The organism is Peribacillus muralis (genome assembly GCF_001645685.2).
Lineage (GTDB): Bacteria > Bacillota > Bacilli > Bacillales > DSM-1321 > Peribacillus > Peribacillus muralis_A.
This window is the reverse complement of record NZ_CP017080.1, coordinates 951,849-970,620: the sequence shown is the minus strand read 5'-3', so window position 1 is coordinate 970,620 and position 18,772 is coordinate 951,849. Positions and strand designations below refer to the sequence as shown.

Genomic DNA, 18,772 nt, shown 5'->3' with positions numbered 1-18,772 from the left:
GAAGTAGGTAAAATACGAAGTTAAACGGAAGTTCATATTTTGAAGAGGGTATTTTATCGCATCAGAAATAACCTGTTATATCAAACAATGTTAATAGGTGAACAAGAGATGTACAATGCAACATCTCAAGTAAAATAGGGAACATGAGTATTTAGGAGCAAATTTAAAGTTGCGATGTATCCGGCTGTGCTTTGGACGTTATTTGCGCTTCTAGTAACCTTGAAATCCGAAATAAAAAGAAAAAGCATGTTTGTAAAATTAAGCAAAACATGCTCTTACTAGTAATTGAATTATCCTATTCCTATCAAGTATTAACATCTATTACAGGCTTTCGCTTTTCAAAAAGTAATTTATGCTTTCATTTTCCTCCATCTAACTTGTTAATCAGTATTCATAGACGAATTTTCACCTAACTACGTCAATATCTTCATTTAAAATTTCTTCCATTATTCTCAATGCAAATGGCGGAAAATAAAATCCAACTTGATCATGTTTTTTATACTCTCCATAATCCATTCGTACCTCGATATTATTTTGCTCCAAAAAATTGAGTAAAGGTAGTACATGCCCTTCGTAAGTATGTTCATTTTTACTAACATGTACAAAAATTCTATTTTGACCTCTTTTCTGTTTTATTGCCTTATAAATGAGGTTGTTCAGATCTTCATGCCTCGTTTCCCCTTCTTTTCCAGCAATATACTCAAAAATATTCCTGTGTACGTCTCTATCTAAGTAATCACCAAGTAATGGTTGAGGCGCCCCTGAAATGGAAGCATAATAATGATGTTTATTTTCAAAATATAGTGCTGCATATCCACCTTTACTGCTGCCACATGTTATAACGTCTTGCCTCGTTAGACCAAGTTCTTTTAAAGTATTATCAATTAATTGCACTACTGCATCTTCAATATAGAAATCCATGTTTTCTCCTAGGTACCAGGCACCTTTATTATGAGGGCCGAAATTGTCCAAAATATAAAGCCGATGACATCGCAATCGAGAAAACTTTAAAATATAATTGTACCTAGCTTGTTGACCTTCCCCAGGATAACCTGAAAAAATAACCAATAACTTTTTGCTTTTTTTCTTTTTTACCAAAAGGTATCTAAGATTACATTTTGCCGTTTGAAATACTTTTTCATGAAATAGTACAGAAAACATATAACACTTAATAATTAGCCTTTTTATATATTTTTTCATTCTGCTCTCCTTTGAATTCGATTTTTTTATAATAATGTAGATTTAGATTCAGCATAAAAATAACGGCAAACAATAACAAAACAATGCCGTTAGAAACAAATACGGAATCTATTGGACTTGTTAACAAAGCATATAACAGAGGTAATAATATAAAAAACTTGTCTATTCTCGTCCCTTTGCTATAATTAATAATATTTAAAAATAGCATTACAATTAAAGCTAGTAACAAGATGACGCCAATGAATCCAAGTTCGGCAATGGTCATTGCCCAATATGAATCCGTAATGAACGCTGGATTTGTTTTAGAAAGTCCCCATACTCCGGATATATTATACTTCTGATATAAAGGCGAATAATTTAATCTCGATGCATGGGAACCAAATAACCCTAGACCAGACCCGAATGGAAAGTAATCAGTAGCAATTTTAACGGAAGTGCGCAGCAGCACCCCCCGAGCCTCATCATTATCTATAAAAAACTGATTCATGGTACGATCTTTAGCAATGATATAAAAAGGGATTCCTGTAAAAATATACATATAAAATGGTATTCTCTTGTAATACACTAATAAAATAAGGACGATAAGTGCAAATAAATAAAAACCAATGGAAGTTGTTCTTCCTGCAGTTACTATAAGAAGAAAATTAATTAATAAATAAGTAATTGGCAGCCGCTTCTTGTACAAATAGTCAAAATAAGATATTACTACTGTAAAAACGATAATCGTAGTAGCAAACTGCGCTGGATGGGAAAAACCATAACTTAAACTAGGTACTCCAAGCCTTTTATCAAATGAATGCATAAATGGGTGGATCATATTCAATACATAAACCGTCAAGCATATCAATGAATAACTGTAACAGATCCCCTTAATAAATCTGAAGTCTTTAGCATAATTTCTTTTCATAAAAACTGTTCGGGAAGAAAGATATATAATAACGAACTTCAATAAAACCATTAACGTATACAACTGCAGAAAAACTGTTGAGCGAAGTACAGCAAACATATTGGGGATGAGGGACCAAACAGCTAGAATAAGTGTTAAAGCAATTAAACCTAAATCGACGTTTTTAATAGTCTTTTTGCCATAAAGCTCATTCACTAGAGTGCTTAATAACGCCCAGCACAATAAGAAAAAGAGTAAAAATTCATCTAAATAATCAAAAATCGATATTTTCACTTTAAGAAAATTAACAAAGGCAACCATGAAAAATAAGTAAATAAACAAATTCATCTAACGAAATTCCCCTCTATTCATACCGGCTAATTCACCATACAGACATTCCCATTTTTTTAGATAAATACTCATCGAGAATTTCGTTTTTATCATTGAATAGGCTTCTTCACTTAAATCATTACGATACGTTTCATTACCAAAAAAATCCAATATATATAAGGTTATTTGTTTTGTATCGCCTGGTTTAACTAAAAATCCATTTTTTTCATTATGAATCACTTGAGGAATGCCACCTACATTCGTACTAATGTTAGGAATTCCGTTTGCCATCGTTTCAAGTATCGCCATAGGCAGCCCTTCATGATAAGAGGGTAATAAATGAAGCCCCGTTTCTGAATAGATTTTCACCTTCTCTTCCGGCCCGATCCACCCGCCAATGATAACATTACTCAAATTTCGTTTTTTTATTAATTGGCTAACTTCCTTTATATCCCCATCCCCATATAAGCTAAAGTTTATTTCTGGGTTTCTTTTAAAAACCATTTCTGCGACATCTAGAATATCGTAACTTCCTTTCCTATTACCAATCCTACCAAAGGTCACTATATTTTTAGCATCGACATTATAACGGTTTTCGGCCGGGATCATTACTGCATTCTCAATAACAGTAATGGGAGTAATGGTCAATTCCTTAAAAACCATCTCCCACTCCTCACTTAGAACAACTATGGCATCTACATGATGAAGTGAACTTCTTATTATTTTTTTTAAAAGAGAGGAAGCATTTTTATAAAAGACGTCAAATTGTGAACCATGAATATGTAAAATAACCTTTACACCTTTTTTTCGTGCATATCGTGCCAGTAACGCCTTACGGAAAAAACTTCCTTTTTGGGCAACGTGAATGTGAACAATATCAACGCTTTCTTTATCAATCAGCTTTGAAAGTCGTTTAAGTGTCCTAATGAACACTTTACATACATTCCACATCCCTCCCCCATCCCATGAACTAAGGTAGCTAATTTGATGCTCCTCACTTTCAAAATGAATGGAAAAATTTTTTATAACTGTTGCAATGCCGCCTTTTGCTTCAGAATCTGGTCCGATCATTACGATGTTCGCCATATACTACACCTTTTTTCATTGAAATTGGACTATAAAACCTTCTTGTTTTTTCTATAACCGCGATTGGAACTATATTGATACTAATAAAAATTATTTTAAATACATAAAATAACCTGACGAATATGATCTTGACAACGGATTGTGAGATTAGAATTAAAATATTACTGACAATAATTGCTTTATGACGTAAAAAATCAAAGAGTCTTGTTTTTCTAGATTGAACCAACCCTATAATGAAGATAATTACAAAAGTAGGCCCTACAACACCTTCAATACCTATAAATGGAACCATCCATACAGTCAAAATGATATTTATAAAGGCACCTATAAACGTTGCTCCCATTAAACGGACAGTCTTCTTTTCCACAACATAATAAGCCTTTTGAAAACTTGATAGTCTAAGCAATAGTATCGAAAGCAAAAGCAGCAGTTGATATTTCAGATACGTCATTGACTCTATAATGATGATTAGTAGACTTAAAATGGTATCTAACAATACAAATGGATATAAAAAATCTGTGCATGAAACCTTTCCCCTTACTTCCGGCATTTCACTGGCAGAAAGATGCCATGCTTGCCTGAGATTCCGGAAATCAATGAGCGGACACTATGTATCATGGAAACAGCTTCTCGATAAAATACAAGTCAGTTTACCAAATTCCGATGAAGATAAGAAGAAGGTGTAAATGGCATCATCAATGCTTTCATACCACCAGCTTTTGAAATTGATTCAGTACACACCTTTCTTCATCACACCGGTAACTCTTGACCTATGTAATCTTGCTGCGGCTCTTTTTATTTATCGAACAACAGCATCCATTTTTTTTTGATATTATACTGTTTAAATGGAACAATGACGTTTATGTCCCCAATCTCACATCTAATTTTAATAAGAATCATTTCGAAAATCGATAGGACATGGTCACGAACTCATGAACGTCGACGATCTGACAGCTTTTCTTACTTCCCATAGTAATAAGCATCCTTTTTATTTTTATGATCATTTAAAATAGAGCAAATTATTTTTCCATGCACTTGTTGCAATACATGTACAGATTTTTTAGCGTTAGTTTTACTTGTATATCCACTTCTAAAAACCAATATAGTACCATCGACTAAAGAGGAAATAATTTGCGCATCTGCAACTGCTAAAATTGGCGGTGTGTCAATGATTATTTGTTCATACATCGTTAAGAGCCTCTTAAAGAGTTCTTTCATTTTTTTTGAGCTTAGTAGTTCAGCAGGGTTTGTTGATATGAACCCTGCTGGCAGGACAAATAAATTTTTCACTTCAGTTTCTTCAATCGCCTCTTCAAGTGAGATTCTCCCTGTAAGTAACGCTGTCAATCCAGCCGATCTTACTTCGGGGAAAAAATATTGAACAGAGGATTTCCTTAAATCACCGTCAATCAATAGTGTCGACTTACCTTGTTGTGCAAATACAACAGCTAGGTTTGCAGAAACAACTGATTTTCCGGAATTCGGTTCTGGAGAAGTGATCATGATCGACTTGTATTGTGAATCAATACGAGAATAATCGATATTTGTCCTTATTACTCTAAAATCTTCGGATATGAGTGATTTGGGATCGATTTTCGTGATTAAATTATTTTTGTTTATTTTTTTCGTTGCTGTTCTTGGTTTCATTCTGCTCTCTCCAAAGTAGGATTATCATCCATCAGGATTATTGATTTTTCCGACTACCCCAAATACGGGTATATCAATTAGATTATGAATATCTTCTTCGTCTTTTATTTTATTATTCAGTAACTCGTATGCACAGGTTGAAATCAATCCAACAACAAGTGCAGTTATTCCTCCAATGAATATGGCTAATGATTTATTCGGTGTAACCGGAATTGGATTTTTTGGAACTTCTGCTTTTGATAAGATATTAACATTATCAACCTTCATTACTTTCGATGTTATTTCTTTAAATGATTTGGCCACTTCGTTCACAATTAATGCAGCTTTTTGAGGATCATCATCTACCACGCGAATATTTATTATTTGTGAATTAGCCACATTGTCTACAGATATCTTATTTGCAAGTTCATTATAACTATAATCATTATCCAAGGCCTCATTAACGTCATTCAGGACTCGTTGGCTCTTGATAAGAACACTATAAGTATTAACTAATCGTATGGCTGCATCTATTTCCGGGGTCTGAAGTCCCTTATCTACACTTTCAGATTGAGTAACTAATATCTGATTGCTCATTTCATACTTAGGAGTGGTAACTACATACACCCAAAAGGAAGCAATTGAAATACCAGCAATACAAAATACTATTAGGAAAAATTTGTGTTTTCTCCAAATTTGCAAGATGTCTCTAACACTTATCTCATTACTCATTTTTTTCCACCATCAGTAACTCACCCAAATTTATTATTTTCGAGAATTGTCATACTGGAAATTAATTAAAAACCTGTAAAACATTATTTATTGAAAATAGATATATATTTACCAATTATCGCTTTCGTTCAGGTACAGTTAATTTCCATTCTGCTAGCGACTCTTCTTTAGGTTGGTATATAAATGAAACATTTTTAGTATTCTTTGGAACTTCATAATATCCTGTTCCCTTCATTGATTTGCCAGGGGGAAGAACATCTCCAAAATTGTCTGGTTCCATTCCATAGACATCGTGGATTTTCCCATCTTGATCTTTTACTTTAAAATCATGGGCTCCAATTCCATAGTCTGATTTAGAATTATTTTTAAACTCCATTTCGACTTCTAACATGATCGTATCTTTTTTTTCTGATTGACTATTTGAAACAACCAGATCAGTTACGACCATATCTATTTTATTGCTTCTGATTGTTTTATTTAAATCAGTTTTTTCGTCATTTTTTTCTGTCGTGCAAGCACTAACCATAACCATTAGAGCAATTATAAATACTATGAATAAATTATTTTTTATTGATTTCATGGTACCTCCCAGTTTATCTATACTGTATCTTGCCAAATTCTTAATGTGAATCATTTGGCAAGATCATCACCTTTACAGTCCTTAAGATTATCGTAATATCAGTTATTATTGTTCTTTGTTTAATATACTGTAGATCTAATTCGACCATCTCCTGAAAACTGAGAGCGTTTCTACCACTCACTTGCCACAACCCTGTACATCCTGGTGTTACAAGCAGTCGTTGTTTATCATAAGCAGAATACTCTTTAACTTCCCTCAGAAGAGGAGGGCGTGGGCCAACTAAGCTCATCTCTCCTACTAATACATTCCAAAATTGGGGCAGTTCATCAATGCTTGTTTTACGAATGAATTTCCCGATTCTCGTAATACGTGGATCATCCTTCATTTTAAACATAGGTCCGGCAATTTCGTTATGTCGCACTAAATCTGGCAGGCGTTTCTCGGCATCTACTACCATAGAGCGAAATTTGTACATATTAAACTCTTTTCCATCTTTCCCTATCCTTACCTGCTTAAAAAAGATCGATCCTTTTGGATTTTCAAGCTTCACCAATAGCACTACTAAAATAATAATTGGCAAAAAAATGATCATCCCTACTAATGCGCCAAACACATCAATGAACCTTTTTACATTCAAATACACTTTATTTTCATTAACCTGTTCTAGTATGGGGTGTAAATCCTTATCTTCTCCACCTAATAGCCTTACCGATTCCATTCTTTTTTCCTCCTGCTTGTGACTCAAAATGCCCAATGGTCATTCATATTTATCAACAACTCTCTTTCCTATCTAGATATATCGTCAATTTTTTTTTGAGTTCTTTTTTCTTCAAAACATATAACCTTTGACTACACGTGATCCTCTGCCAGGTATTATCATAATTTCTTCATTTCCTGGCTTAATTGCACTCCAGCAATATATGAATGATTGGTAGCATTTCCTTTGGCATCGACATTAGTAATAAGCAAAAACCTTGTTCCTAAACTTGCAGCCGATATAACGGTTTTATATAAATAGTTATAATATTCTGAAATAAACACTAAGTAACTACAAAAACAATACATGGTCCTTACATGACAGACTTAGGAACTCACAATAATCAGACATGTAATTGGAATGTGCAATGGTTTGTATATAGTGATTTAGAAATAACAATTACTCGATGGACATCTGTGTGAAACAAAATTACAAAAGCCTGTGACATCACATTGCCTATCTTTTTTCTATAGTTTATCTTTGTTTAAAAAAACGCTCTTTATAAACAAGCCATAAAAATGTAAAATTACCTATAAAATATCGCCTAAACATACGCTTGGGCTCTTGCATAAAGCGAACAAACCACTCCATACCTATTTTTTGAACCCACTTGGGTGCTCTTTTTACATGGCCACTTAGCACATCGAAGCTTCCACCGACTCCCATAACAAAAGGGACATCCATTTGTTTTAGATGTCGTTTTATCCAAAATTCTTTTTGGGGGCTTGGAAATGCCACAAACAGGACATCCGCACATGATTCCCTTATTTCATCAGCGATTCCACTGGATTCTTCATCTTTAAAATAACCATTACGGTATCCTGCCACCATTAGGTCAGCATGTTTATGTTCAACCATTTCAACCACTTTTTGAACAACTTCTTCCTTCCCACCTAAAAAATAAACTCGATACCCCTTTTCATTGCAAACCTCTAATAATTTCACAAATAGATCCACACCTGTAACGCGTTCTACTTTTGAATAACCTAGTATTTTGGCCGCTAATACAATAGAAATCCCATCTGCATTTATCAAACTACATTCGTTTATTATGTGACTTAATTTTTTATCTTTCCGCATTAGATTAATTTTATTTGCATTTAGGACTACATGTTGTGTCGGAGTACGATTCTGTATAATTTCATTTATTGATTCGATTGTTTGGTCAAAAGACAAACAATCGAGTTCACTTCCCAATATGTTAATTCTCAAATTTAATTCACCTTAAATTATTATTGTCAAGATCTATAAGATATGTTTAAAACTACTTCTATTGAATGGAGATTTCTATCGCAAATCTTCGTCTTTGAAAGCAGAAAAGGATTACTAACAAACGATGAATTCTATAAAGAATATAAAAAAAGAGAGTATTAGATAGAACACTCTCTTTCAAGTGTTCTATCTATAAATGCCTTATTCATATCTCTCTTTTTATCCCTTTCCATGATAGGTTAAGGGGATGAAGCTCATGTTATCTGCATGTATCCACTCATAGGCACCGGTCTAAATGCCCATGACTAAAAAATGTTCTAAAATGCCACTTTTATATACATTTCATATAATATTTATTTGATTGTAACTGGGCTTTGGGCGATTCTGTTACCATCTTGGTCATAGCCATACACAATCACCGTATCTGTTGCTGATCTGATTTTTCCGTACACATAGATACTGAATGTACCGTCGGCATTCAATGTTCCGCCTCTAGATTCCGTGCCATTTATACTATATCCGATACTCTTAATATCACCTGTGAATGTACCCCGTATATTCGTATCTCTTAATCCAAAGTTATCTGGTGTTAACGTTCCGGTCTTAGTTGGAGGAGCCTTAACCGTCACAGTACTTTGGGCGATCCTGTTTCCATTTTGATCATAACCGTACACAATCACTGTATCCGTTGCTGATCTGACATTACCGAACACATAGATACTGAATGTTCCATTGGCATTCAATGTTCCACCTCTAGATTCAGTCCCATTTATGCTATAGCCTATGCTCTTCACATCACCCGTAAATTGTCCAGTTATAAAGGATTGGTTGTAGGTATATTCATCTGCTTTAATCGTACCTGACCCTATAACCTCCGTTTTTAGCTTGACGGTGCTTTGTTTGATTTTGTTTCCACTCCTGTCGTACGCATATACAATCACTGTATCTGTTGCTGTTAATCTATTAAATGCATAAATGCTGAAAGTGCCGTCTGGATTCAATGTTCCGCCTTTAAACTCTACTCCATTGATGCTATAGCCTATACTGTCAATATTGCCTGTGAATTTCCCAGTAATATACCTATCTTTTTTCGGATCAAATTCATTTGTTGTCAGTTCAACTGATAACTGATTTAACAACTCTTGAGCTTTGTCCACTAAACCTTGCAGGCGATCTTTTTCCGCACCTGCTGGCAATTTTTTGACCGCTGCTTGAGCTTCGTCAACAGCTGCTTGATTGGTACTTCCTTTCAATGTGTCGAACTTATTGTCCGTGAACAATCCTTCGACTTTATTCTTCGCATCGTTCAGTTCTTTTTCGGCTTGTTCGTTCTTGTTCAATAAATCCTGGGCATTATTCAGGAGCTCTTCAAGGCGCTCTTTTTCCGGACCTGCCGGTAATTTATTGACTGCTTCTTCCGCTACATCAATCGCTCCTTGATTGGTACTTCCCTTCAATGTGTCGAACTTATCATCCGTGAACAGATCTTCCACTTTGTTTTTTGCATCGTTCAGTTCTTTTTCGGCTTGTATTTTTTTATTTAATAGATCTTGTGCTTTGTTTACTAAATCATTCAAGCGATTTTTCTCTGCACCTTCCGGAAGTTTATCGACCGCTTTTTTAGCTTCATCGATTGCCCCTTGATTTGTACTTCCCTTCAATGTGTCGAACTTATCATTCGTGAACAGATCTTCCACTTTGTTCTTTGCATCGTTCAAGTCTTTTTCGGCTTGTTCGTTCTTGTTCAATAAATCCTGGGCATTATTCAGAAGCTCTTCAAGGCGCTCTTTTTCCGGGCCTGCCGGTAATTTATTGACTGCTTCTTCCGCTGCATCAATCGCTCTTTGATCGGTACTTCCTTTCAATGTGTCGAATTTATCATCCGTGAACAGATCTTCCACTTTGTTCTTTGCATCGTTCAAGTCTTTTTCGGCTTGTATTTTTTCATTTAATAGATCTTGTGCTTTGTTTACTAAATCATTCAAGCGATTTTTCTCTGCACCTTCCGGAAGCTTATCAACTGCTTTTTTGGCTTCATCAATCGCTCCTTGATCGGTACTTCCCTTCAATGTGTCGAACTTATCATTCGTGAACAGATCTTCCACTTTGTTCTTTGCATCGTTCAGTTCTTTTTCGGCTTGTATTTTTTTATTTAATAGATCTTGTGCTTTGTTCACTAAATCGTCCAAGCGATTTTTCTCTGCACCTTCCGGAAGCTTATCAACCGCTTTTTGGGCTTCATCTATCGCTCCTTGATTGGTACTTCCCTTCAATGTGTCAAACTTATCATTCGTGAACAGATCTTCCACTTTGTTCTTTGCATCGTTCAAGTCTTTTTCGGCTTGTATTTTTTCATTTAATAGATCTTGTGCTTTGTTTACTAAATCGTCCAAGCGATTTTTCTCTGCACCTTCCGGAAGCTTATCAACCGCTTTTTTGGCTTCATCGATTGCCCCTTGATCGGTAATTCCCCTCAATGTATCGAACTTATCATTCGTGAATAGATCTTCCACTTTGTTCTTTGCATCGTTCAAGTCTTTTTCGGCTTGTTCTTTTTTCTTCAATAACTCGTTCGCTTTGTTCACTAAATCTTGTAGCCGATTTTTTTCCGGACCGGCTGGCAATTTGTTGACGGCTGCTTGAGCTTCATCAACCGCGGCTTTATTCGTTGACTCTTTCAATGTGTCGAACTTATCATTCGTGAACAGATCTTCCACTTTGTTCTTTGCATCGTTCAAGTCTTTTTCGGCTTGTTCTTTTTTCTTCAATAAATCGTTCGCTTTGTTCACTAAATCTTGTAGCCGATTTTTTTCCGGACCGGCTGGTAATTTATTGACTGCGTTTTGAGCTTCATCAACCGCGGCTTTATTCGTTGACTCTTTCAATGTGTCGAACTTATCATTCGTGAACAGATCTTCCACTTTGTTCTTTGCATCGTTCAAGTCTTTTTCGGCTTGTTCTTTTTTCTTCAATAAATCGTTCGCTTTGTTCACTAAATCTTGTAGCCGATTTTTTTCCGGACCGGCTGGCAATTTGTTGACGGCTGCTTGAGCTTCATCAACCGCGGCTTTATTCGTTGACTCTTTCAATGTGTCGAACTTATCATTCGTGAACAAATCTTCCACTTTTTTCTTCGCTTCAGCTAGCTCTCTTTTTAATTGACCTTCTACATCAGTGCCTAGTTCAATCTTATTTGTTTTACCAAATTCAATATTGAATGGGGAGCCCAAGTTCATTGAACCTTTAATCCAAGTGGCTTCATCATAACGATAATCAGCGTTCCAAGTGAAATCCTTACCATCCTTACTCACATAGCTGCTAGGCGTTGGAGATTGGTTCGTCCATAGCTTGACTATACCTGTATCAATGTTCATCGTTAGCGAGGTAGACTTATTATCAATCGCTTGACCTTTAAGTGTTGATAAAATGACGCTATCCGGCTTCTTAAAATTCATAGTTGCTTTGTCCACCAGTTGTATAGCATGACCATTTTCTGTACTTACTTGAAGCTTTGAGTTTTGATTAATCTCTGTTTCTCCATAGACTAAAATCATTGGGGCCGAATCTTTACCCGTTCTATTCATCACAGCTTCTGCCCCAGATTCGATAATAAATGATTTCAAAATCCCTTTTCCTGTAATTCCCTTTTGTCCATCAAAGTTCACACTTGCATTTTTTCCAATGGAGAACTCTCCATTACCACCTGATGGATAAAAGATTCCATACCCACTTCGCATAGTATTAATTTCAACTTTAGCATCAGATGCAATCTTGAATTGGGGAGATTTTGAAATTGACCAAATGACGGCATTGTCATTATTATGGAAAATCTTAATATCACCTTCAATTTCAACACTTCCAACTTCCGCAACCTCTTGGGCGGATGATGATCCTGGCATTGTCGTATTATTGATATTAATGGTATTAACTCCTCTAAAAATTGCTTTCCCATAACGGTTCCAAATCATTTGTGGCCCACTATACGTAACATTTTCAAATACTTGTTCTACATTTTTTGACGCATCGTTTATCGTAATGAATCCATAATAGTTTTTCCCTCTAATGTTAAGGTCCTTTACAGTGACATTCCGCAATATATTACCACTGCCATAATAGAGCCCTCCTGATGATCCATTCGATCCTGTTTCCGAAACTGTTTTGTTATTCCCATCGATCAATATGTTTGTTTTTTTTGCTTGAATGTTAATCGAACCGCTTATATCGATGTTTTGTCCAAGTTTGATTGTCGTAATTCCATTATCAGCTTCTAAGACAGCCTTCATTTCTGCGAAATTATATACAATCGCTTCATTTGATGCTCTAGCTGTTGTTGCCATACTTCGCGATTGAGTGTCCTTTGTTTGTGTACGCGATTCTTCTTGACCTTTGGCTTCAGGCTCCTGTGCGTTCGCAACACCTTTTTCTGGTGTGGAGGATTCCTCCGCAAATCCTGCAGTTGGCATCATTAGAGAGCTTGCTAACAGAAATGATGTGGTCATGACGTTAATCGGTTTTAACACTTTATTTTTTTTCATATGGATTTTGCCTCCTAAAATAGTATTTATGGTAGATAACAAATTAATAGTACTATTTCTCGACAAACACATCGTTCCAATAATGATGTTTCAAAAATCATTTTTGAAACACTAGTTAATGCATGAAATTTCATTTTTACTGTTTTTTTAGATAAAGGTGAAGAAAAATGATCAAAGAGTGAAAATAAAAACCATTAAGCAAGTAAAAAAGCACAGTTGCTACATGAACTGTGCTCTTCGATCATCTCTAATCTTATTGAATTTTTACGTACTGACATTCGTATCTTGAACTTTGATCAAGCGGTAAAGCTTCCGGTAACTATTCATCCAACCTGTTACTCTTTAAGTCCTCCAAAAGATTAGTAAACTCATTTTTACTGCTTCAAGGAGTTTGCCAAATGTTTTTAAAATGCTTAGCTACTAGGAATCTCCATCGATTGAATCTCTCGTCTTATTCTTTTACATGCTTGTTTTTATATTGGATATTCTCCCTGCACTCATATATGGCATCATTTTCTATGTGCACTCTTAAGGAAGGAAAGAGCCGTAATGATTATGAGTGTGATTTTCAACATATTTATTTCTTGTTTATTTAATAGGAGATACATTAAAAATAGGACTAAAAAGGCTTGGATGAAATATATCCGATTTTTTAATAGGAATGTCCATGCTTGTGAAACCCACAAGGAAAAGAAAATTGGCTTCGTCATAATCTTGCTCCTTTAATATTATGGAAACTATATACATTATCATAAAAGCACAGCTTTCCCTCCAACACTGCTTGGCTAACTTTCACATGCAGAAATTGAAAAATAACTTAAACTGCCTGCCCCCATGAAAAGGAACAGGCAGTTTAAGCCTGAATCCAAGACTTTATATCTTGGATTCGTTCAGTGCTTGGATTGGGGTTTCTTCTTTTAACAATGGGTTAGGGGAAGTGTTTCCGCACTTCTATTTTATTCTATTATATTTTTCCAAAGCCATCGTTCCAAAAATGAAACGAGGTGATTTACATTTCAAACTTGCCTTGTTTTCCGGCGATGAATTTCTGGTGGAAATTGGAGATCGTATAACCTTAAATAAATGGTGGGGAATGGGGTTGAACGAACTGTCAGCTGATTTACCCACAAATAGGTAAATCACTGAATGAAAATGCAATAAAAAAAGATTGTAGAGGAACATCCCTACAATCTGTGATGAAAAACTGTGAGCAGCCACTCTTTAAGCAAATTTCTTCTGTTCTTCTTCCTTAAAGAAGCTCTTCATTGCGTGGAAAACATCCGCCTTTTGCTTTAATATGAAATACCTGAATTTTTCATTATCGATATTTTTATAGGCCGTCATCAATGTCGAATGGCGATTATATTGATTGACCTCGCCATACCCGAACATATTGGAAAGCTTCATGAGTTCCTCCACAAGCTTGACGCATCTAACGTTATCTGATGTGAGGTTGTCACCGTCGGAAAAATGAAATGGATAGATATTGAATTTTGCCGGGTCATATTTATGATCAATAAGTTCTAATGCTTTTCGATATACAGACGAACAAATCGTTCCCCCGCTTTCCCCTTTTGAAAAGAAATCCTCTTCCGGAACGACTTTCGCTTCCGTATGATGCGCGATGAATTCGATTTCAACCGTTTCATATTTCGTTCGGAGGAATCGGTTCATCCAAAAGAAAAAGCTCCTTGCCATATACTTTTCCCATAATCCCATACTTCCGGAAGTATCCATCATTGCCAGCACAACAGCTTTGGAATCCGGCTTTTCGATTTCATTCCACGTCTTGAATTTAAAATCTTCCTTATAAATCGGATGAAAACCTGGAGTGCCGCTTAACGCATTCCTTTTAAAAGCGGATATCATCGTTTTCTTTTTGTCGATATTCCCCATTAAGCCTGTCTTGCGGATGTCGTTGAATTCGATTTGTTCAAGTGTATGCTCCGCGTGTTCTTTCTTCTGGAGATTAGGCAGTTCCAGCTGACTGAACAGCGCTTCCTCCAACTCCATCATCGATACCTCTGCTTCATAATAATCCTCGCCTGCCTTGTCACCCGCTCCTTGACCTTTACCTGCTCCGGCATCGGATGGCGAACCATCTCTTGCAACCACGTCTCCTACCTTACTGTCACCATCACCTTGACCTACATGTTTGTTCTTATCATAATTATAACGGATTTTATATTCATCCAAGGAGCGAATGGGAATCTTGATGACATCCCGGCCGTTTGACATGACAATGCTTTCTTCGGAAATTAAATCCGGTAAATTATTCTTGATCGCTTCCTGTACCTTTTCCTGATGACGTTGTTGATCATCATAGCCTTTTCGATGGAGGGACCAGTTTTCCTGTGAGATAACATATTGTTGATTATTCTCTTCCGACATTCTCTTCCCCCCTTAAAAATGTTTGCACGCTTTTCATCATTCCTTCATATACTAAATTAGTGTGAGAAAACCCAAAGCATTCCCATTTTCTTTTATAAGAAATAACAGTCCACAAATACATACTAAAAGAAGTGTATTACTCTATCTTATGCAGCGTTGCAGGAAAATTTACAACAAAATTCAATAATGGACGTTTGCCTACGAAACGGACAAGTCACGTCCTGCTTTTTAGGCACTTTACGTAAATCTGCTAGTAGTGGGAACATCGAGGTTAATTTCATCGTAGAAAGTTATATGAATGAGGAATTCAAGTGCAATTGTACATAAAAGGATAGGTGCTTCATGATATCCACTGAAACCGCCAATAAGTCTACACAACAAAAGGATGCTCCACTAACATCCTGGACCACCCTTTACCATAGAAAAAATCATTTTCGCAGTGCCATGTGTCAATCTTTACCTTCCTCCACTTCATGCTGGACCGTGCCTGGGCGTTTATCCCATTTTTTCAATTCTTCGTTCGTCCTTTGATTTTCCATCTGCTTACCAAGCTCTTTCATCTCTTCAAAATCCTTGGCCATTGAGCTGTTTTCCGGAACATGGTCTTTTTTCAGTTCTTCTTTACTCATTTGACATCACCTCTACTTTATTGATACCCAATTTTCCCAAAAACAAAACTGAACATATCTACTATGAAGATGGGGTATAGATAAAACAGATGATCAAATCCAAGGAGGTGCAAGATATATGCAAACAACTACACTTTATGTAAAAGAAGCTACATCCGAAGGCCCCATTTTGAATCTGGAGTCGATCCTTTTGAAAACGGAGGGTGTGGAGCGTGCGATCATTGATGTCGATGATGGCGAAATAAAAGTCGATCATAGTGAAGACACACTTACATCAGACCAGCTTGTTACTCTTATCGAACAATATGGTTTGAATGTAACCAAATGAATATTTCCATGGAAAAATTTCAAAGATACCGGCACCCGGTATGTTTCAAGCAAGTTTTTCTCCAAAACATGATTGACCCCTACCCAATTGAGGGTAGGGGTCAAGATTAATTACCGATTTAACAGACTTCCCACATAGCGCAGTAATTCATTGGCAGAAGTGGAGTTATAACCATGCTCGTCGATAAGTCTCGAAATGACTTCGTTCACTTTCTTCAATTGCCTTTCATCCGGTGTCTTCGTTGAAGTCGTGATTTTAACGACATCCTTCAGATCCGCGAATAGCTTTTTCTGAATGGCTTCTCGTAAGCGATCATGTGAATTATAATCGAATCGTTTCCCTTTACGCGCATAGGCAGAGATGCGGATCAATATTTCTTCACGAAATGCTTTTTTTGCATTCTCGGAGATACCGATTTGTTCTTCGATCGAGCGCATCAATTTTTCATCCGGATTAATTTCTTCCCCAGTCAATGGATCACGCAGCCTTGATTTATTGCAGTATGCTTCGACGTTGTCCAGGTAATTATCCATGAGGATCTTAGCCGACTCTTCATAGGAATAGACGAAAGCTTTTTGCACTTCATTTTTGGCGATTGCATCATATTCCTTACGGGCGAGTGAAATGAAGTTCAAATAACGCTCACGAAGTTCGTTCGAAATGGAAGGATGCTGGTCAAGTCCGGCTTTTAATGACATAAGTACATCCAAGGCATTAATGGACGGATTTTCCTTACGGATGATCGTAGACGAAATCCGGTTGATCACATATCGAGGATCGATTCCGCTCATGCCCTCATCCTGATATTCCTTTTTCAGCTCATTTATGTCAGCGGAATTAAAGCCCTCCACATTTTCCCCATCATATAGCCTCATCTTTTTCACCAGATCGATGTCGCCTTTTTTCGGATCCTTCAGTCGGGTCATGATGCTAAAGATCGCCGCCACCCTTAATGTATGCGGGGCAATATGAACATCTGAAACATCACTTTCATGTATCATTTTTTCATAAATCTTTTCTTCCTCGGTAACCTTTAGATTATAAGGAATCGGCATGACGATGATTCGGGAGTGCAAGGCTTCATTTTTCTTGTTGGAGATGAACGCTTTATACTCGGTTTCATTCGTATGAGCCACGATGAGCTCATCTGCACTGATCAAAGCAAATCGTCCAGCCTTGAAATTTCCTTCTTGAGTCAATGAAAGTAAATGCCATAAAAACTTCTCATCACATTTCAGCATTTCCTGAAACTCCATCATTCCTCGATTCGCTTTGTTCAGCTCGCCATCAAAGCGATAGGCTCGCGGATCGGATTCAGATCCATATTCTGCAATGGTTGAAAAGTCGATCGAGCCTGTCAAATCAGCAATATCCTGTGACTTGGGATCAGATGGACTGAATGTGCCGATCCCGACACGCTTATCCTCTGAAAGGAAAATGCGTTCGACCATCACATCTTCAATCCTGCTTCCATATTCCTGCTCTAATCTCATGACATTCAACGGCGATAGGTTTCCTTCTACCCTAATGCCATATTCCTCAAAGAAATCATTCCGTAAATACTGTGGAATGAGATGCAGCGGATCTTCGTGCATCGGGCATCCTTTTATTGCATATATCGCACCTGTTTCTTTTGATGAATAATTTTCAAGCCCACGCTTCAGTAAAGAAACGAGTGTAGATTTTCCTCCTGAAACTGGACCCATGAGAAGCAATATCCGCTTTCGGACATCCAGCCGCTTTGCTGCCGGATGAAAATATTCCTCGATTAGCCTTTCCAATGAATCTTCGAGCCCAAATAACTGACCGCTGAAAAAATTGTATTTCTTTGATCCATTTACTTCCTCTATCCCTGCATCTCTGATCATGTTGTATACACGTGAATGAGCAGATTGAGCAACTAATGGCGTTTCTTTCAATATGTCTAAGTACTCTGCGAAGGTGCCTTCCCACTTGAGCTTCTGTTCATCTTCTCTAAATTTTTCGATTTTCTTTAATATATCCATTTAAGGAACCTCCCCCTGTCACTTTCAGAGAATACTTAAATCTATGCTCCAAGTCTGACAAACATGTCAGACTTTAAAAAGTCACCAGGCATTGTTTCCGATTCCACTTGCATTGAAGGAATGGAAAAGGCTAAAACCGTGAAAAATGGATGAAAAATCCTCAGACAAGAAAAATTTTGTGCACTGCTGCTAAAATTCAGGGTATACTAAGACTATACTAAAGTGGGACAATCTGGGTAAAGGGAGGTCAAAGCATGGGCACAGTTATTATCGTTGCAGTAGCTCTTACATTTTTAGCCGCCATTTTCACTGCTGGGTATGACGATAAACCAGGTGTGAAATAAAGAACACCCTATTTTCAAATTCCCAAATAAGTGACCTGATCATTGATGATCAGGCCTTTTTTATGATTGCAGGAGATAAGCTAGTTGCCTTTCCTCTATTAATGTTCGGGATAAGACTGATGCGATTCGG

The 18,772-nt window shown here is 36.6% G+C and carries 13 protein-coding genes; 1 reads left to right on the top strand and 12 read right to left on the bottom strand.

Translation table 11 applies throughout. The features are described from left to right. Positions 1 to 405: 405 nt before the first annotated feature. From ABE28_RS04665 to ABE28_RS04600, 11 genes are all read right to left on the bottom strand, one after another. Positions 406 to 1,200: an accessory Sec system protein Asp2 gene (locus tag ABE28_RS04665; RefSeq protein WP_064466829.1), complete on the bottom strand. Its 795-nt coding sequence runs from the start codon at positions 1,198 to 1,200 to the stop codon at positions 406 to 408. Then, on the bottom strand, positions 1,169 to 2,434 hold the full coding sequence (locus ABE28_RS04660) for a hypothetical protein (RefSeq protein WP_064466830.1): 1,266 nt from the start codon (positions 2,432 to 2,434) through the stop codon (positions 1,169 to 1,171). Before ABE28_RS04660 ends, ABE28_RS04665 begins: the two co-directional genes overlap by 32 nt. Beyond that, positions 2,435 to 3,487, bottom strand: coding sequence for a glycosyltransferase family 4 protein (locus ABE28_RS04655; RefSeq protein WP_167353382.1), 1,053 nt, complete (start codon positions 3,485 to 3,487; stop codon positions 2,435 to 2,437). 975 nt (positions 3,488 to 4,462) lie between these two features. Beyond that, positions 4,463 to 5,149, bottom strand: a complete 687-nt coding sequence (locus tag ABE28_RS04645) for a CpsD/CapB family tyrosine-protein kinase (RefSeq protein WP_064466833.1) — start codon at positions 5,147 to 5,149, stop codon at positions 4,463 to 4,465. A gap of 24 nt (positions 5,150 to 5,173) precedes the next feature. Continuing rightward, entirely contained in the window at positions 5,174 to 5,860 is a 687-nt protein-coding gene (locus ABE28_RS04640; RefSeq protein WP_064466834.1) for a YveK family protein, read from the bottom strand. 115 nt (positions 5,861 to 5,975) lie between these two features. Next, on the bottom strand, positions 5,976 to 6,440 hold the full coding sequence (locus tag ABE28_RS04635) for a DUF4352 domain-containing protein (RefSeq protein ID WP_167353381.1): 465 nt from the start codon (positions 6,438 to 6,440) through the stop codon (positions 5,976 to 5,978). Between the two features lie 40 nt (positions 6,441 to 6,480). Next, positions 6,481 to 7,158 (bottom strand): sugar transferase, encoded by a 678-nt coding sequence (locus ABE28_RS04630; RefSeq protein ID WP_064466836.1) that lies wholly within the window; start codon positions 7,156 to 7,158, stop codon positions 6,481 to 6,483. A 513-nt stretch (positions 7,159 to 7,671) separates the two neighbouring features. After that, the gene (locus ABE28_RS04625) at positions 7,672 to 8,409 is read right to left on the bottom strand and encodes a WecB/TagA/CpsF family glycosyltransferase (protein ID WP_064466837.1); all 738 of its coding nucleotides are present in this window, start codon (positions 8,407 to 8,409) and stop codon (positions 7,672 to 7,674) included. Between the two features lie 353 nt (positions 8,410 to 8,762). Further along, entirely contained in the window at positions 8,763 to 12,944 is a 4,182-nt protein-coding gene (locus ABE28_RS04620; RefSeq protein ID WP_064466838.1) for a toxin Cry1Ac domain D-VI-related protein, read from the bottom strand. Between the two features lie 1,221 nt (positions 12,945 to 14,165). Continuing rightward, positions 14,166 to 15,335, bottom strand: coding sequence for a sporulation protein YhbH (yhbH, locus tag ABE28_RS04605; protein ID WP_064466841.1), 1,170 nt, complete (start codon positions 15,333 to 15,335; stop codon positions 14,166 to 14,168). Between the two features lie 449 nt (positions 15,336 to 15,784). Then, a complete protein-coding gene (locus tag ABE28_RS04600; protein ID WP_064466842.1) occupies positions 15,785 to 15,964 on the bottom strand; it encodes a hypothetical protein in 180 nt (59 codons plus the stop codon). Positions 15,965 to 16,082: 118 nt separating this feature from the next. Between ABE28_RS04600 and ABE28_RS04595 the strand changes: the two genes are divergently transcribed. Then, entirely contained in the window at positions 16,083 to 16,292 is a 210-nt protein-coding gene (locus ABE28_RS04595; protein ID WP_064466843.1) for a hypothetical protein, read from the top strand. Positions 16,293 to 16,402: 110 nt separating this feature from the next. On the opposite strand, the gene ABE28_RS04590 is transcribed toward ABE28_RS04595, so the two are convergent. Then, positions 16,403 to 18,298 (bottom strand): PrkA family serine protein kinase, encoded by a 1,896-nt coding sequence (locus ABE28_RS04590; protein WP_064466844.1) that lies wholly within the window; start codon positions 18,296 to 18,298, stop codon positions 16,403 to 16,405. Between the last annotated feature and the right edge of the window lie 474 nt (positions 18,299 to 18,772).

Bases quoted from the DNA above. Each gene is read 5' to 3' on its own strand.
- ABE28_RS04595 (WP_064466843.1), top strand. From the start codon at position 16,083: ATGCAAACAACTACACTTTATGTAAAAGAAGCTACATCCGAAGGCCCC.
- ABE28_RS04645 (WP_064466833.1), bottom strand. From the start codon at position 5,149: ATGAAACCAAGAACAGCAACGAAAAAAATAAACAAAAATAATTTAATC.
- ABE28_RS04660 (WP_064466830.1), bottom strand. From the start codon at position 2,434: ATGAATTTGTTTATTTACTTATTTTTCATGGTTGCCTTTGTTAATTTT.
- yhbH (WP_064466841.1), bottom strand. From the start codon at position 15,335: ATGTCGGAAGAGAATAATCAACAATATGTTATCTCACAGGAAAACTGG.
- ABE28_RS04665 (WP_064466829.1), bottom strand. From the start codon at position 1,200: ATGAAAAAATATATAAAAAGGCTAATTATTAAGTGTTATATGTTTTCT.
- ABE28_RS04630 (WP_064466836.1), bottom strand. From the start codon at position 7,158: ATGGAATCGGTAAGGCTATTAGGTGGAGAAGATAAGGATTTACACCCC.
- ABE28_RS04590 (WP_064466844.1), bottom strand. From the start codon at position 18,298: ATGGATATATTAAAGAAAATCGAAAAATTTAGAGAAGATGAACAGAAG.
- ABE28_RS04635 (WP_167353381.1), bottom strand. From the start codon at position 6,440: ATGAAATCAATAAAAAATAATTTATTCATAGTATTTATAATTGCTCTA.
- ABE28_RS04600 (WP_064466842.1), bottom strand. From the start codon at position 15,964: ATGAGTAAAGAAGAACTGAAAAAAGACCATGTTCCGGAAAACAGCTCA.
- ABE28_RS04655 (WP_167353382.1), bottom strand. From the start codon at position 3,487: ATGATCGGACCAGATTCTGAAGCAAAAGGCGGCATTGCAACAGTTATA.
- ABE28_RS04640 (WP_064466834.1), bottom strand. From the start codon at position 5,860: ATGAGTAATGAGATAAGTGTTAGAGACATCTTGCAAATTTGGAGAAAA.
- ABE28_RS04620 (WP_064466838.1), bottom strand. From the start codon at position 12,944: ATGAAAAAAAATAAAGTGTTAAAACCGATTAACGTCATGACCACATCA.